Origin of the sequence: uncultured Microbulbifer sp. (assembly GCF_947498635.1) — a bacterium.
Lineage (GTDB): Bacteria > Pseudomonadota > Gammaproteobacteria > Pseudomonadales > Cellvibrionaceae > Microbulbifer > Microbulbifer echini.
This window is the reverse complement of record NZ_CANMKV010000112.1, coordinates 1-762: the sequence shown is the minus strand read 5'-3', so window position 1 is coordinate 762 and position 762 is coordinate 1. Positions and strand designations below refer to the sequence as shown.

Here is a 762-nt window from a genome sequence, read left to right as displayed (position 1 = left end):
GTTGAGGCTGGTGGTGAGCTCGCCCATCACCGCTTCGATATCGGTGTTATCGGATTCGATATAGTTCTGCCCACCATCGAGGGACAGCGCCACTGTAGCGCCGGCCCAGGCGCTGTTGCTGCCGGCGATGGCGACGTAGTAGCCGAGCTGACTGTCGTCGCCGCTGGCCAGTATGGGCGCGTCGATAAATTCGATATAGGTAGCGCCCGGCACCAGCGGCACCGGGGCCGGTGGGGCCATGGGAGCTACGCCGAAGGCCTGGGATTGATAGGCGCTTTTGCGGTCGTGGATCAGTTTGACTTTCTGCTCGCCGTTATCCAGGGAGACTTCATCGATGCGGCAGCGGTCCCCGCGGAACAGTACCACGTCGCCGGCGGTGAGCTTGAGATAGCTATCCGGCAGGGTAATTTCAAAATCCCCGCGCTGTTCCTCGATCATCACCTTGTGCATGATCACGGCGATCTGGGCGGCCTGATCGGTTTCCAGTACCAGCGGGGTTTCGATATTTTTCTCGCCCTCGCCGCGGGTATCGATACTGCGATCCGAGGTTTGTTTACAGGTATCGATACCGCCTTCGCTATCGTAATAGTTGAGGTTGAGCACCCGCACAATCTCTTCGGGGGAGCGGCGGGTTTTCTCGTCGTCGCGCTCGCCGATCAGATCGTTGTCGTCGATGGTCATGATTGGCTCGGCGCCGCGCGGGGTAAATACCAGGGAATCGCCTCGGTTGACCGGATCAAAGAAAAACGCCTTGGCCAGTTC

Annotated in this window: 1 protein-coding gene; it reads right to left on the bottom strand. The window is 59.4% G+C overall.

What is annotated here, in order from left to right:
• Positions 1–762: phage tail protein (locus Q1A69_RS20040; protein ID WP_299589670.1), on the bottom strand; the 762-nt coding region annotated here is incomplete at both ends.